General features: G+C 30.7%; 12 protein-coding genes. 2 read left to right on the plus strand and 10 right to left on the minus strand.

The genetic code is table 11. From position 1 onward, the window contains the following. Positions 1–272: 272 nt before the first annotated feature. From RR409_RS01400 to RR409_RS01415, 4 genes are all read right to left on the minus strand, one after another. Complete coding sequence (locus tag RR409_RS01400) at positions 273–1,472, minus strand: glucose-1-phosphate adenylyltransferase (protein ID WP_332555927.1); 1,200 nt, start codon at positions 1,470–1,472, stop codon at positions 273–275. Between the two features lie 84 nt (positions 1,473–1,556). Next, the gene (gene glgB, locus RR409_RS01405; RefSeq protein ID WP_332555928.1) at positions 1,557–3,503 is read right to left on the minus strand and encodes a 1,4-alpha-glucan branching protein GlgB; all 1,947 of its coding nucleotides are present in this window, start codon (positions 3,501–3,503) and stop codon (positions 1,557–1,559) included. 505 nt (positions 3,504–4,008) lie between these two features. Further along, positions 4,009–4,884, minus strand: a complete 876-nt coding sequence (locus RR409_RS01410; protein ID WP_332555929.1) for a hypothetical protein — start codon at positions 4,882–4,884, stop codon at positions 4,009–4,011. Positions 4,885–5,361: 477 nt separating this feature from the next. Then, complete coding sequence (locus tag RR409_RS01415; protein WP_332555930.1) at positions 5,362–6,240, minus strand: hypothetical protein; 879 nt, start codon at positions 6,238–6,240, stop codon at positions 5,362–5,364. 762 nt (positions 6,241–7,002) lie between these two features. Here RR409_RS01415 and RR409_RS01420 point away from each other — a divergent pair. Beyond that, positions 7,003–8,082: a ribonuclease Z gene (locus RR409_RS01420; protein ID WP_332555931.1), complete on the plus strand. Its 1,080-nt coding sequence runs from the start codon at positions 7,003–7,005 to the stop codon at positions 8,080–8,082. Positions 8,083–8,285: 203 nt separating this feature from the next. Next, positions 8,286–9,239: a magnesium/cobalt transporter CorA gene (gene corA / locus RR409_RS01425; RefSeq protein WP_332555932.1), complete on the plus strand. Its 954-nt coding sequence runs from the start codon at positions 8,286–8,288 to the stop codon at positions 9,237–9,239. Positions 9,240–9,365: 126 nt separating this feature from the next. Here the strand turns inward: corA and RR409_RS01430 are convergent, their stop codons facing one another. From RR409_RS01430 to RR409_RS01455, 6 genes are all read right to left on the minus strand, one after another. Next, complete coding sequence (locus RR409_RS01430; RefSeq protein ID WP_332555933.1) at positions 9,366–9,713, minus strand: FMN-binding protein; 348 nt, start codon at positions 9,711–9,713, stop codon at positions 9,366–9,368. 54 nt (positions 9,714–9,767) lie between these two features. Then, positions 9,768–11,186, minus strand: coding sequence for a flavocytochrome c (locus RR409_RS01435; protein ID WP_332555934.1), 1,419 nt, complete (start codon positions 11,184–11,186; stop codon positions 9,768–9,770). 91 nt (positions 11,187–11,277) lie between these two features. Further along, positions 11,278–11,979, minus strand: coding sequence for a response regulator (locus RR409_RS01440; RefSeq protein WP_332555935.1), 702 nt, complete (start codon positions 11,977–11,979; stop codon positions 11,278–11,280). Positions 11,980–11,985: 6 nt separating this feature from the next. Beyond that, positions 11,986–13,542 (minus strand): sensor histidine kinase, encoded by a 1,557-nt coding sequence (locus tag RR409_RS01445; RefSeq protein WP_332555936.1) that lies wholly within the window; start codon positions 13,540–13,542, stop codon positions 11,986–11,988. A 196-nt stretch (positions 13,543–13,738) separates the two neighbouring features. After that, positions 13,739–15,055: a hemolysin family protein gene (locus tag RR409_RS01450; protein ID WP_332555937.1), complete on the minus strand. Its 1,317-nt coding sequence runs from the start codon at positions 15,053–15,055 to the stop codon at positions 13,739–13,741. Positions 15,056–15,521: 466 nt separating this feature from the next. After that, positions 15,522–15,713, minus strand: coding sequence for a hypothetical protein (locus RR409_RS01455; protein WP_332555938.1), 192 nt, complete (start codon positions 15,711–15,713; stop codon positions 15,522–15,524). Positions 15,714–15,965: the final 252 nt, after the last annotated feature.

The following is a 15,965-nucleotide window of genomic DNA, read 5'->3' on the forward strand; positions in this document are numbered from 1 at the left end:
TCTACCTAAGAAAGGTATCGCAGCTATTGGTCTATGATTAGTTAATTCCTTAATTTTATTGTCATTATCATGTAAATTAATTATCCCCATAACATCTTTCATATTTAGCCCCCCTTTAAATCCTTTAACCTCGTAAACTTATATATATTTTCATGTATAGCTCACTAACAAATTCTATTGACTTAAGACTTTCTATTGTGAATTAATTCAATAATGTTTTATGGCACCCTAAAAACTCATGATTTTCCCATAATCTTCTTTAGGTTTAAAACCTATTTAACTATAAAGGAGGAAATATCTTTAGGTTCTATAGACTCTTCAATATCTATTTGCAATTCATTTTCTCCCTCATTTTTTCTGCTTACTAGTATGATATCCCTTCCTTTGCTGTTTCCTAAACTTATACCTTTACTAATCACCATATCCATATCCACAATAGCCTTTTCTATAACAGCCCCTTCTTCGATATGAACATTAGACATAATAACAGAATCCTTAATTTTAGCACCTTTCCCAACATAAACCTTTGAAAAAATTATTGAATTTTCTACTTCACCATAGATGGTACAGCCTTGATTAATCATAGAATTTCTTATTTTAGCTTCCTGTGCAATATATTGAGGTGGGCATTCTATATTATCAGAGTAAATCTTCCAATTTGAGTCATATAAATTTAACTGTGATTTGTCTTTTAATAAATCCATATTTGATTCCCATAGACTTTCAATAGTACCTACATCCTTCCAATATCCTTGGAAGTTATAAGCATACATCTTTTTCTCTGAACTTAGCATTTTAGGAATAATATTTTTCCCAAAGTCATGATTTGATTTGCTATCTTTTGCATCATCATTTAAAAAACAACTTAGGGTTTTCCAATTGAAAATATAAATTCCCATAGAAGCCAAATTATTTTTAGGAAATTCAGGTTTTTCGTCAAATTCATAAATACTATTATCATCCCTAGTATTCATAATTCCAAACCTAGAGGCTTCAACCATAGGTACTTCTATTACAGCAATAGTTGCATCTGCACCTTTTTCCTTATGAAAATCTAGCATAGCGGAATAATCCATTTTGTAAATATGATCTCCTGACAAAATAAGCACATATTCTGGTTTGAAAGAACTTATAAAATCTCTGTTTTGATAAATGGCATCTGCTGTCCCCTTATACCATTCTCCCCCTTGTTCTGTTTCTCTTGGAGGCAATACAGTAACTCCACCCTTTGATGTGTTTAACCCCCAATTAGACCCCACTCCAATATGTGAATTTAATACTATGGACTCATATTGAGTTAACACACCCACAGTATTAATATGAGAGTTAGCACAGTTACTTAAGGGAAAATCAATAATTCTATACTTTCCTCCATAATGAACCGCAGGCTTTGCCAATTTTTTTGTAAGCGCCCCAAGTCTTGTACCTTTTCCCCCTGCCAAGATCATGGCTACTATTTCTTTTTTAACCATACTAATCACCCCATCCTTTATCTTTTTAGCATTGTTTAATTTATTGATTACATAATTTTTTTACTAGAATATATTTTTTCATTTTTATATTTCATCTTTATAATCTTTTAAAAACATTGTACTATCAATGTTTTCTATCTTTAAAATCATAGTAGCCATTGGAGGAACCTTTACGGTAAGAGTATAGGACTCATTATGCCACTTTCCGTCTTGGGCAAATAAAACCTGTTCCATTACCTGACCCGAGCCTCCAAAGTCTTTATGATCAGTATTTAATATTTCCACATAAGTACCTCTAAAGGGCACCCCTATTTTATAGTCATAATAAACTACAGGGGTAAAATTACAAATTATAATCAAGGTATCCTTAACATCATATGATTTACGCATAAATACTATGATACTTTGATTAGAATTATTTACATCAATCCACTGAAATCCCAAAGGTTCTGAATCTAACTTCCATAGTGCTGGTTCCATTTTGTATAACTTGTTTAAGGTTTTAGTGAACTTATGTGCTTTTTTATGCATGTCTAACTCAAGTAAATGCCATTCCAACTCTTCATTAAAACGCCATTCAATAAACTGAGCAAATTCATTCCCCATAAACAAGGTCTTCTTCCCTGGATGACAATACATATATGCAAGAAAAGCTCTAAACCCTGCAAACTTATTCCAATAATCTCCCCACATTTTATCAATTAAAGATTTTTTACCATGAACTACTTCATCATGTGATATTGGTAAAATAAATCTTTCTGAATAAGCGTACATTAGGGAAAAAGTTATAAGTACATGATTATGCTTTCTGCAAATGGGATCTATTCCCATGTACTTTAACATATCATTCATCCATCCCATATTCCATTTATAGCTAAATCCCAAGCCTTCTTTTTCAACTTTTCCTGTTACCTTGGGCCAAGTAGTAGATTCTTCTGCAATGGTAATGGTGTCAGGAAATTCCTTATTAATAGCTTCATTTAGCTCTTTTATAAACACCATGGCTTCAAGGTTTTCATTTCCACCATTTTTATTCGGTGTCCACCCATGGGATTCTCTGCAGTAATCTAAATAAAGCATATTTGCTACTGCATCCATTCTTAATCCATCTATGTGAAATTCTCCGAGCCAGTACAGGGCATTGGATATTAGAAAACTCTTAACCTCTGGTTTACCTAAATCAAAGTTAGCTGCTCCCCATCCAGAATTTTCACCTTTTTGAGGATCTTCATATTCATATTGAGCACTACCATCAAATCTAAATAATCCATGGTCATCCTTACAAAAATGTCCAGGAACCCAATCCAAAATCACTCCTACACCACTTCTATGGCAACAGTCTATAAAATACTTCAAATCCTTAGGACTTCCATATCTACTTGTTGGAGAATAATATCCTGTAACTTGATAGCCCCAAGAATCATCTAAGGGATGCTCCATCAATGGCATTATTTCAATATGAGTGTATCCCATAGTTTTTGCATAATTAGGTAGCAACTTTGCTAATTCTCTATAAGATAAAAACTCTCCATTTTCTCTTCTTCTCCAAGAACCTAAATGAACTTCAAAAATATTTACTGGGCAATAATCTGAATTTATTTCTTTTCTTTTCTCCGTCCAGCATTGATCTTTCCATACATAATTACAAGGTTTAAGAGTAATTGAGGCCGTATTTGGCCTTTTTTCAGAGAAAAATCCATAGGGATCAGCCTTTAATTTTCTATCTCCATTACTAGTTATAATTTCATATTTATATACTTCATTTTCCTTAAGTCCAGGAATAAACCCACTCCAAAAGCCTGTTTCCTTAACCTTTGTGATGGGATGCTTGTCCCCAATCCAATTGTTAAAATCTCCTACTATTCTTACCTCTTTTGCATTAGGCGCCCAAAGAGTAAATCTATATCCATTTCTATTATTTTCTTTTTTGAAATGTGCTCCCATGAATTTATAACTTTCATAATGATTACCTTCATGAAAAAGATATACATCATAATCTGAAACATAATTTTCTTCTATTGATTTTCTCATACAATCTCCTTATACTTTTTTACAATTTTTAGATGAATATTTTCTTCAAGATTTTTATTAATAATATAATTATACTATATATTGTAAAATAATTCCATATAAGTATTGAAATGTATTTTATTTTCCATACCTCTTCAGTTGTCTGAATTTTCGCTTACTTTTCACATTTATTTGATTGGAAGAATTAGTGGTTTATATAGTGATAAGAACTTATATGGCTATTGTGCTAATATTCGCCAAAAGGTTTAAATATTTATAAGTGATATGATTACGTTCTTAATCAAATCTCCTTCCAAAGCCCCTTGCTAAAATGAACTTCTTCATTATTTTTCTACGATGCTAATCAAAAAACAAAAATCTCTGGTGAAATTCACCAGAGATTCTGTGATAAAAAGTATATGGGACTTTGTGAAAAACATATAGATTTCTGTGATGAACTATATGCATATTGGTAGCTTTAATAAGTAGATAAGATTATACTTTGTTTATTTTTGTACAAAACTAATTAATTAGTTTTCTTACCATTTCCATTGTTGCCATTGTTTCCATTTCCATTACCATTGTTGCCATTTCCTTGGTTACCATTATTGCTTTTTTCTTTCTTCTCTTTTACTTCTTTTTCTTTCTTTTCTTTTGCTATTTTTGATTCATCATCTGCATCGTCATTATCTTCATCAGCATCTTCAACTATTGTTGCATCATCTTGAGCTTCTGTCGCTTCTTCAACTACAGTTCCTTCAGTTGCTTCTTCTTGATCTAATTCTTCAATTGCGTCTATTGCATCCTTATTTTCTTTTCTTATTGATTTAATTTCCTTCATAATATCTTTAACTGGTTTCTTAGCATATTCTTCAACGTTAATTTCTGGGTTAACAGCTTGTAGCTTTTGAATTAAGTTCATTTTTCCTGGAGATATTCCAAGTCTTGCTGCTTCCTTATGTCTTTCTAAGTTTATGTTTTGAGTAGTTACTGGTGTTTCTTCAAGGTTTTCTTCAGTAAGCTCCTCATTAATTACTTCACCTAATTCTGTTTCTGTTTCTGTTGCTTCTTCTTCATTATCTGATGAAACAGTTACTAATATTTCATTTTGTAATTCTTCAGCTAAATATCCATTAGCAATAGCTGCTTGAGTAAGCATATCTACAGCATCCTTTACATCTTTATTCTCTAACTTTAAAGTTTCAAGAATTTTTATTCCATCTTCATTTAATGGATTTACAGCAATAACTTTATCAAACATATTAGTTGTAAGCTCCACGCTTGGATTAATATCAAAACTTACATATTGTTGTGGTGCTGTATAGCTATAAGCTGCACCTGAAACTCCTACGGCTAATGCTACTGCTGCAACTACTGTTGCGATTTTTTTATTCTTTAACATAATATTCCCTCCATAATTCAAATCAAAATTTTTATAATAAACTTTTACTATTTACCTTTTCTTAGCTTATATGGATTTTCAACTTCTTTATAAACAACTAAAAGTGAAATTTACTTATCAATATAATTTCCTTAATTTTATATGTACATATTTTTTTCATCCATGGATTTGTTTTGCTTATGTTATTAAATTCGGAGGGGTTAGTATGGTTTTTGGGGTAGGAAGGAATAATTTTATTTTTTTTGGAAATTTTTATATAATTTTTTCTATATCACTTGCTATTCACAACTTATAAAAAAAACATAAAAAGGCCATTCCATATTTTTGGAATGGCCTTTTGAAGGGGTATGGGGTCAATTTTTTATATTTAAACCTTTATATCATAAAAATGTTATAAAGTATCTTAAATAACTATTACATGTATCATACTTTAATTAGAAAATTATATTCTTTTAAAATATCTCCCAGCTATAATTCTTATATTCCTGTGGCCGGTGTTGCTTCTACTGAATCACTACTTTCGAAGGATTCTGTAAATACATCTGCATCCTTGGTTCCTTTTTCAAAGTTAAAACCTTTTTCACCTATTATTTTTTTATCCATTATTCTTTTGCCCTTAAACATTTCATCCATATTGAAGTTTGCCATTCTTTCTTGGACTTTGGTCTTCATTTCTTCCCCTTTTTCTGCAGTGATTTTTCCATTAGCTACGGCTTCATCAATACCACCATTTTGAACCTCTACTAGTGCTGCTTTAAATTGTTCTGACGTAACTCCTTTTTCCTGCAATAAAGTGCTTATTGATTTACCACTTTCCATAGCAGCAGTGAATTCTTCTTCACTGATTCCAAATTTTTCAGTTAAAACTGTATCTATACTGCCTACACCTTTAATATCAATGTGTACTCTATTTCCCTTGCCGCCTTTAAAAGACATAGCACTTTCAAAACTATTTTCTTCTATTCTTGTGTTCATATCAGCTTTAATTTTTTCCCCTTCTTCTACAGTGAGCTTTCCATTTGCTACTGCTTCATCAATACCTGCATTTTGAGCTTCTATTAAAGCTGCTTTAAATTCTTCTAAAGAAACTCCCTTTTCTTCTAATAAAGTACTTATTGATTTACCACTTTCCATAGCAGCACTAAACTCTTCTTTAGTGATTCCAAACTTTTCAGTTAAAACCTTATCCATGTTACCCTCTTTTGCAATTGCAAAAACTCTTTTAGAATTTTTCATTCCAATTTTACTAGGATTTTTTGAGCCTGTAATTGTAGTATCAGAATTTGCATATACAGAAGTACCTACTCCTATGGATAAAGTTAAGGCCAAAGTTGCAATAATCAATTTTTTATTCATGTTTCATTCCTCCAAATAATTTAATTTTTATATAATCTTTGCAAAGATATACATAATTAATGAGTTGTGTATTTTTCTAAATTTCAAAACAAATGCTATCTTTCATTTCCCTTTCAGTTCACCTTATGTACCATTTAAAATACTTTACATTATTAAAACTTAGTATAAATTAAAATTATTTTATACTTTAATTAGAAAACCAAGTGATTTTTTACTACGGCTTTGTTACTATGGTTATATATTAGCCACCGAATATGTCAACTCAATGTCAAAATCAGAAAGAAAAAGTTAAAATTGTTTTTTTAATCCATATAATTATCCTTATTGTTTTTAAGTGAATAAGTATTTCATTTTTTCAATATTAATAAGTTATTACTAAGCACTTTATTTCCAACCCGCAGCCTGAATTTTATAAAATTAATTAAAAAGGACTTCTCTATAAGCCATGCAGAAAAATATAATATGACGCCCCGGCTTACACACAATAATATAAGCATTTAAACTGCAAAATTGCAGACAATATATTTACATGAATTTCTTTAACGGCATTTTGGAAGGATGAGTCTTTAGACCTCTTCAGAGTTTATACAAGTTTAAGTGTTTAAACAAATTTAAGTGCTTATAAAATTTTAGGTGAGATTACTAGTGAAAATTTAATATTTTAGGATTAATTTTTCATTCCAAAGCCCCTTACTAAAATGAACTTGTTCATAATTTAATATTTTTATTCAAAGTTTTTAAGTAAAAAATGAGGTGATAAAATTGGTTGATGTAGCACTATTAGGTTGTGGTGGTGGGATGCCAATTCCTGAAAGGTATCTTTCCTCCTTTCTTATAAATTATAGAGGGCGAAAAATTCTTATAGATTGTGGTGAGGGTACTCAAGTATCTATGAAAATCTTAGGCTGTGGTTTCAAAACCATTGATATTATTTGTATTACTCATGGTCATGGAGATCATACCGTAGGTTTGCCTGGGCTACTTGCTACTATTGGCAATAGTGGGAGAACTGAGTTGTTAACCATAATTGGACCTGAGGGGATAAAAAATATAGTAGAAGGTTTAAGAGTTATAGTACCTTATCTTCCCTATGAATTAAATATTATTGAGAATCCTTCTGAGCCCTTGTATATAAATCTTAATGAATCCCTTATTTGTATTACAGCTTCTAATTATGATAAACATATGAAGAACAATACTAATGATAATCACATTGATAATTGTAAAATAGACAAAATAGCTCTAACTCTTTTTGAGAAAAATAAATATGAAGAAACTAATAGTTCGGAATTAAATAATCTCTCTTTAAGCAGTGATCTTATTATTTCTACCTTAGAGGTTGAACATTCAGCACCATGCCTGGGTTTTAGTTTTTATATAAAAAGAAAGCCAAAATTTAATGTGGAAAGTGCCTGTGCTAATAAGGTTCCGAAAATCCTATGGAATAAGCTCCAAAAGGGCACTTCTATAGAACATAAAGGGAGTCTATATGAACCTTGGATGGTTTTAGGTAGTGAAAGGAAAGGCATTAAGATTAGTTACATTACTGATACAAGACCAATAGACACTATTCCTAAATTTATAGCTAACAGTGACCTTTTTATCTGTGAAGGAACCTATGGAGATGATGAGGATATTGAAAAAGCCATTAAGAATAAACATATGACCTTTAGAGAAGCTGCTAGCCTGGGTAATAAGGGGGATGTAAAAGAGCTTATGTTAACTCATTTTAGCCCTGCTATGGCTAGTGCTAAAATGTATATAAATAATGCTACAGAAGTTTTTCCTAATACACTTTTAGGTGAAGATAGACTTGTAAAAACCTTATCCTTTAATGATTGATTTTCACTACATTTTCAAAGTTTTTTTAAATTGTTTACTTTTTACTATTTTTATTAAATGAATAATAGGATTGAGTATTCAATAATGTAATTATTGGAAATCCATTCTGTAAGGTGTACAATTAATTGTATTTGGATTTCTTACTTGCTTCTAAATAATACAAAAAAATCGATTTTAAATTTCTATGTTTTGGGGGAATAAAATTGCTTCATATATTTGCATTAGATAAAAATTTACAATTAATAGAGAACTTAACAATTGAGAAATTGCCTAAAAAAGATTTGGCTTGGTATTGGATTGATTTCGATAGCCCAACTGAGTCTGAAAAAAAGCTTTTATCAAGTTATTTCAAATTTCATCACTTAGCTATTGAGGATTGCATACACTCTTTGAACAAACCTAAGCTAGACTACTATGAAAATTATAATTTTTTTATATTAAATGCTTTAAATAAACATAATTTACAACCAATAGAAGTCTCACTTTTTGTCAGCGATAAATTCATTGTATCCTACCATGAAGATAAACTTCAAGAAATTTTGGAAGCTTCAAATCGCATAAGAAGTAATTCACATCATTGGGATCAAGGTCCCATGTATGTCACTCATCAAATATTAGATGAAATAGTAGATCAGTTTTTCCCTGCTATTTATAGCATTGAAGATGCCCTTGATAAAATAGATAATAATCCTGATAAAAAATCTATTCACAAACTAATTGATGAGGTTTTTGCTATTAGAAGTGATTTATTAAAACTGAGGAGAATAATTTATTCCATGAGGGATTTGCTCTATAGAATATTAAACTCTGAAAGGTTAAATATATTTAAAGATCATAAACTTTATTTCTCAGATGTTTACGATCATTTACTTAAATTATCTGACATGGTGGAAGCAAATCGAGATATGACATCTGATATTCGTGATAGTTACATCTCAATTAACTCTAACAAAATGAATACAAATATGATGTTATTAACTGTGATAACCTCCATATTTATACCTATAACCTTCATAGCTGGAGTCTACGGAATGAACTTTAAATATATGCCAGAACTCGAGTGGAAATATGGTTATTTTGTTGCCCTTATTGTTATGAGTAGTATCAGTATCTCCATGTTTTTTTGGTTCAAAAGAAAAGGATGGTTTGATAAATAAAAAAAGGAAGGATTACTCCTTCCTTTTTGCTTATTCATAAAGCACAAACCTTAATTCAAACTCTACATCTTTTTAAATGAAAGCTATTATATAGTTATATATTTATTAAGGGGGATAAATATATTATTATTTGTTTGCACTTTGTAAAGCTTCACCAACAGCATCTATAATAGCTTGGCTTGATTTTGTAGCTCCTGAAATAGCTTCAATACCTTCAGTTCCTTGATTTTTAATTATCTCTGGTATTAAATTATCCTGAGCTGCTTGAATCAAACTAGCTGTTTCCTTTTGTTCTAGTATCTTTACATCAGAAATCTTACCTTTTTTTACTTCTACTGCTACCTTTATATCACTTGTAGCACCTTTTTTAACCGCTTCATAAGAACCATCTTTATATTTTCCAGCAGAACCGCAGCCAACTAATACCGTAGCTGCTAATAATGCTGACATTGCTATAGCGCTTACTTTTTTCATTTCCAATTCCTCCTAGTTAACATTGATTATCTTCAATTAACACCTTTATACTAATTACTTCTTAAGAACCTTAGCTGCATTTGTTCCTGCTATTCTACCAAAAGTAATAATATCTGCAAGAGCATTTCCTCCAAGTCTATTAGCACCATGTACTCCACCTGTAATTTCTCCAGCTGCATAGAATCCAGGTATAACTTGTCCATCTTCTCCAAGAACTTCACTATTTGTGTTTATTGCAACTCCGCCCATAGTGTGATGTACTGCTGGTGTAACAGGAATAGCATAAAATTTACTTTGGTCTAATTTTCTTGGCATATCAGCTCTATTAAATTCACTATCTTTTTTTGCTTCTACAGCTGCATTGTATTTGTTAACTGTATCTACAAAAGTAGCTTTATCCATTTCTATCTTTTCAGCTAAAGCTTCTAAAGAGTCTGCTTCAACCACTAAGTCCATATCAAAATATTCTTGAGTTGCCTTTAAGCTTTGTCTCATTCCTTCATCAAAGAAAAGGTAAGCAACTTTATCTTTTTGAGCAAGTATAGCTTTTGAAACCACATCTCTAGTTTGTAGCTCATCTATAAATCTTTTTCCATCTTTATTTACAAGTATTGCACCATTACCTCTAACAGCTTCTGTTACCATTACTCCCTTTTCAGGAACTACTGTTGGGTGTGTTTGAATTTGTTCCATATCAATAAATTTAGCGCCCAAAGCCTGAGCCATAACAATACCGTCTCCCGTAGCACCAGGATGATTTGTTGTAGCAAAACCTTTTAAATTTGGTTGGTAAGACACTACCATCTCTTCATTAGCAGAGAATCCACCTGTAGTTAAAATAACTGACTTAGCCTTTATTGTGTATTCTTTACCATCTTTGTCTTTAGCTTTTACACCACTAACTTTTCCATCTTTATCTTTAACTATCTCTGTAGCTTGGTTCCAAAGTCTTATATCTATTTTTCTATCATCTGCACCTTTTTTTAATGTTTGAACTATGTGACTTCCTACTGCAGCTCCTCCAGTTGGTCTATGTGTTCTATTAACACTAGCTCCAGCCATTCTCCCTACATCCGATAAGTCTGCACCTAAGGACTCTAACCACTCCACTGAGTTTTTAGCTTCAGTAGCAAGCATTTTTACCATTTCAGGGTTATTTAAATTTTTTCCACCCTTCATTGTATCTTCATAGAATAAATCTACACTGTCTTGAACTCCTGCTGCAATTTGTTGCTTTGTTCCTGCTGCATTTAATCCACCAGTAGCACGGTTAGTATTTCCCCCTACCATTGGCATTTTCTCCAGAACTACAACTTTTGCTCCTCCATCATGAGCTGAAATAGCCGCTGATAAACCAGCACCACCTGCTCCAATTATTACTACATCTGCGGAACTACCTGCCCCATTTGCACAACCAGCAAGAACTGGCACAGTTAACATAGCTGCCATAACTAATGATATAATCTTTTTCATTGCATATCCTCCTCAGTAAAATCTTTACTTAGAGTATATTTGTTAATTAACAAACAAACAATAATATGGTCTTTTAGTTCTTTTTGGTCTTTTAGTTCGCACTTTTTTTATATACATTAGTTGGTCTACCTATTTTCCCATACTCTAAATCCATCTTAAGTTTTCCCTGTTTTACCATGAATTCTAGATACCTTCGTACTGTAACCCTAGCCATACCAATACTACTTCCAAGATCCTCTGCAGTAAAGCTCATGAATTTCCCCTCATTAATAGCTTCCCAAATTTGGTTATATGTAATTTCATTAAGACCTTTGCATAAGGCAGTTCCACTAATAATTTTGGTAGAGCTACCACTTTTCTGCCCTATTAAGTATTCATCAATAAAATTTTGTTCTATTTTATCATGTCCCTTTGTTATTTCTACTACTTTCTTATAATCAATTAAGGCTTCTTTAAATCTTTGGAGTTCAAATGGCTTCACAAGGTAGTCCACTGCTCCGTATCGCATAGCTTCTTGAACAGCTTCAATATTTCTCTCTGCAGTAATAAGAATTACATCTGTACTAGGTTCTTCTTTTCTTAACCATTTTAAAAGGTCTATGCCATTACCTGTTGGGAGGTATACATCTAACAAAAGTAGTTGTGGTTTTAAATTCTTAATTAATTCTTTCGCCTCATTAAAATCTCCAGCGGTACCAATGAGCTGAAAGCCCTCCAACTTTCCTAAAAATTTAGTATTTATACTTCTAACCATTGGATCATCCTCAATAATCATCACCTTAATCAATTTCATAACCTCCTAAATGTATGGTATAGTAATAGTCCATGTGGTAGTTTTCCCTGTGGTAAAAATTATTTTTCCATTAGACTTATCTAAAATCCTCTTTGTATTATACATGCCATGACCCCTTTGACCTGGTTTTGTGCTAACCCCTTGCATAAAGCAACTTTTACTTACTTCATCTGATATTGGCTTTCCATTATTCTCAACCAGTATTTTTAAATCATTCTCTGATTGTATAATACTAAAATTTATAATTCCATTTGTATCTCCAATTACTTCATCTATTGAATTTTCTATAAGATTTCCTATGACAATCACTAATTCCTCAGAGGTTATATTGTTAGGTATACTTTCTATCATGCAGTGTTCATTTATTTGAAAATCAATTTTTGCCTCTACTGCCTTATTATATTTAGCGAGGATAAGCCCTGCTATGGAGGAAACCTTTATATTTTTAGAAAGCACATTAATTACCTTCATTCTAACATCTGAAGTATGATGAATAAATTCTAAAGCCTCATCATATTCTTCAAGTTGTATAAGTCCAGAAATTGTATGTAACTTATTCATGAACTCATGATTTTGAGCTCTTAAGGACCATAAAAGCTTTTTAGTACCTGTAAGTTCCTCCGCCATTTCTTTAACTTTCGTCTTATCCTGAAAACTAGCTATAGCACCAATTAAAAATCCATTATTATCTCTTAGTGGATAGTAATTCACCATTAATGCAGTAGAATTTATGTTCACCTCACATTTCAAAAGAGCTTCATTATTTTGCAAAACATACTTAAGTCCACTAAAATATTTGAAATCATTAATTTCTTCATCTTCATTTTGCTGTTCTACCTTTAAAAGATTTTTTGCAGTTTTATTAATGAGAATTAATTGATTTTTATCATTAACTGCAATTAAACCATCTTCAATGCCTTGAAGAATCGCTTCTCTCTCACTAAGTATCCATGCAATTTCCTTTGGCTCTAATCCGTAAATAGTTTTCTTAATATTGTTAGAAATTAGTGTTGCACCTAGTATAGCAAGAATCATGGATATAACTAAATAAGGCATAAACTGATATACAGAACTTCTATATTCTTTCATAACATCTCCAATAAGCACGCCTGCCACAACTGCCCCCACTTGCACCCCATCCTTATAAACAGGTACAAAGGCTCTTAAAGAATGTCCTAAAGTCCCTACCCCTTGGGATAAATAACTTTCGCCTCTTTCTAAAACCCGCTCTTCATCTCCACCCTCAAATTTACCACCAATCCTTTCTGGTAAAGGGTGAGAGTATCTTATTCCTTCCATATCAAGAACTGTTATAAATTGAACTTTTGTATTTAGCCTAAGCTTTTCCATTGAATTTTGAATTTTATCACTTCCATTAGTTTTCCCTAGATTATCTTGAATTACTGGCATAAAGGATATGGTTTTTGCCATATTCATAACAAGAGTACCATTCTTATCTCTGATGGACTCCTCCATATAATACAGAAAAAAATACGCTGCAAAAACAATGGTTATTAAAAGTATAGAAACTACCATAAGTGTTATTTTTCTTTTTAAAGTCAAATTTCATCATCACCTTTTTAGATAATAGTATAAATAAAACTTAATCTACAAACTAGTATTAACATTAATTTTTTATTCATTTATAAAATCCAAATTCTATTATAGGTTTAAACCTTAAGTCCAAGCAAGTATAAAGATTTTTCTTATAAGTAATTTATATATTTGCATAAAAAAAAGGAAGGATTACTCCTTCCTTTTATACATCTCTACTAATACAAACTCTTACTTTTTCAATTCTCTTTTCTTTTACATCTTCTATTTTAAAGATTAAATTTTCATATTCTACCACTTCATCTTCTCCATCATTTGGTATGCTTCCTAGTAAATCTACCACAAACCCACCAATGGTTTCTGAGTGTTCAGATTCTATATCTGTATCTAAATAATCATTAAATTCATCTATTGATAAAAGCCCATTAACTATGTAAGTATTGTTATCAATCTTCATAATTTCTGGCTCAACTTCATCATATTCATCGAATATATTTCCCATAACTTCTTCAATCAAATCTTCTATAGTAACTATCCCTGAAAATCCACCATATTCATCAATTAAAATTGCCATATGGTTATTGGATTTTTGAAGTTCCTTGAATAAGTCATCAATGTTTTTAGTTTCTGGAACAAAATAAGGTGTTCTTAAAATCTTTTTAATGTCTACACTGTCAAAGCCATGGATACTAGCTTCAAGGAAAAAATCCTTTAAGTATAAAATACCAATAATATTATCTGAATCATCCTCATAAACAGGAATTCTAGAATACTGTTCTTCTAGTAATTCTTTTAATATTTTGCTTGATGGTGAAGTTATATCTATTAAAAATACCTCTGTTCTCGGGGTCATTATTTCTTCTGCCCTTTTATTATCGAACTCAAAGATACTTTCTATCATTTCCTTTTCAGTTTCATTTATAACTCCATGTTCTTGACCAACTTCAATTAGTGATCTAATTTCCTCTTTGGATACCTTTTCTTCTAAATTATCAGTCTGAAACCCTGTGATTTTAACCAATAAATTAGTAGACCCAGAAAGTAACTTTATAAAAGGTTTAGTAACCTTTGACACAAATACAAGTGGTGTCACTGCAAACATGGCAATACTTTCTGCATTTTGCAGTGCTATTCTTTTTGGATATAGTTCTCCAAAAACAAGAGTAATATAGGATAACATAATAGTTATCACTACTAGAGCTATTTGATTGCTATAAGGAACTCCAATCTCCTGCAGAACCTTAGCAAAATCACCTGAAATTCCTGTTGCAGCGGATGCACTGGCAAAGAAACCTGCAAGTGTAATTCCAACTTGAATAGTTGCTAAAAATTTGCTTGGTTCCTCTAGAAGTTTTTCCAGAAGAATTGCTTTTTTATTCCCTTCATCGGACAACATTCTAAGTTTGTTTTTGTTCAGTGATACAATTGCCATTTCCGCAGATGCGAAAAAAGCATTAATCAAAGTTAGTAAAAATATTAATAGTAGCTGTAACGTTATACTACCGTCAGGACCTGACTCCATTAATATACCCCCTTGGTATTTTTTATATTATATAAAAGATAATAACAGAGTTCTCATCTTTTTTCAAATCTATTTATAATATTATTTCTTAATTTTCCCATGATTACCTAATATTGCGTATATTTTATACTTATCCAATATGTATAAACATATTCTAATAAAACTTTAATACCCACACAATGCAAGTTTAATCAACAAAAATTTATTAGAAAAATAGATTTATTTTGTACTGATAGGATGAAAATCATCTAAAACTTATTAATTGATATAATAATATCTTTAAATTATTTACAATATACTACCTATTTATTATTAATTTTTTACATGTAATAAAATTAAGTTATTTATTTTTACATTTAAATATAATATAAATTTATTTTTATACAGTAATTAATATGAAATAATATATTAAAACTTTTATATTAATATTACAAACAAAAAGGAAAGATTGCTCTTTCCTTTTAAATTATACTAAATCAGCATTATAATAAATTTTTTCTTTTTTATCGAAGATGTTCAGTATATTATCTATGACATTTCCTTTACTTGTATCTATATACTGAATATCGTTATTATGACGACTTGTCCCAGAAATATTAAAAGTTGGTACATCACTCAATGCAATTAGACATAAAAATAAAAATAATAGTTTTTTCATGTTGCACCATCCTTTCTTTAATTCCTAGTAATTATAGTTTCTGCAATTTTAGAAATGATATGTTGCAAAATTAATAGTAAGTTTTCTATTATAATCTAGTTAATAAAATTATTGTGATTATAATAGCCAATATTTTTATTTATTATTTTATTTGCATCATAAATTTTGTTTAACAAAGCTAAACTAGATGTATTGATTGGTTTCGCAATTATTATTTGCAAATAATTGGATTATATTCTTTTAAAAATTTTA

Origin of the sequence: Clostridium sp., from assembly GCF_036642255.1 — a bacterium.
Lineage (GTDB): Bacteria > Bacillota > Clostridia > Clostridiales > Clostridiaceae > Clostridium_J.

What these genes read in the sequence shown, in the direction of transcription:
- RR409_RS01400 (WP_332555927.1), bottom strand. Translation starts at nt 1,472, where the DNA reads ATGGTTAAAAAAGAAATAGTAGCCATGATCTTGGCAGGGGGAAAAGGT.
- glgB (WP_332555928.1), bottom strand. Translation starts at nt 3,503, where the DNA reads ATGAGAAAATCAATAGAAGAAAATTATGTTTCAGATTATGATGTATAT.
- RR409_RS01410 (WP_332555929.1), bottom strand. Translation starts at nt 4,884, where the DNA reads ATGTTAAAGAATAAAAAAATCGCAACAGTAGTTGCAGCAGTAGCATTA.
- RR409_RS01415 (WP_332555930.1), bottom strand. Translation starts at nt 6,240, where the DNA reads ATGAATAAAAAATTGATTATTGCAACTTTGGCCTTAACTTTATCCATA.
- RR409_RS01430 (WP_332555933.1), bottom strand. Translation starts at nt 9,713, where the DNA reads ATGAAAAAAGTAAGCGCTATAGCAATGTCAGCATTATTAGCAGCTACG.
- RR409_RS01435 (WP_332555934.1), bottom strand. Translation starts at nt 11,186, where the DNA reads ATGAAAAAGATTATATCATTAGTTATGGCAGCTATGTTAACTGTGCCA.
- RR409_RS01440 (WP_332555935.1), bottom strand. Translation starts at nt 11,979, where the DNA reads ATGAAATTGATTAAGGTGATGATTATTGAGGATGATCCAATGGTTAGA.
- RR409_RS01450 (WP_332555937.1), bottom strand. Translation starts at nt 15,055, where the DNA reads ATGGAGTCAGGTCCTGACGGTAGTATAACGTTACAGCTACTATTAATA.
- RR409_RS01455 (WP_332555938.1), bottom strand. Translation starts at nt 15,713, where the DNA reads ATGAAAAAACTATTATTTTTATTTTTATGTCTAATTGCATTGAGTGAT.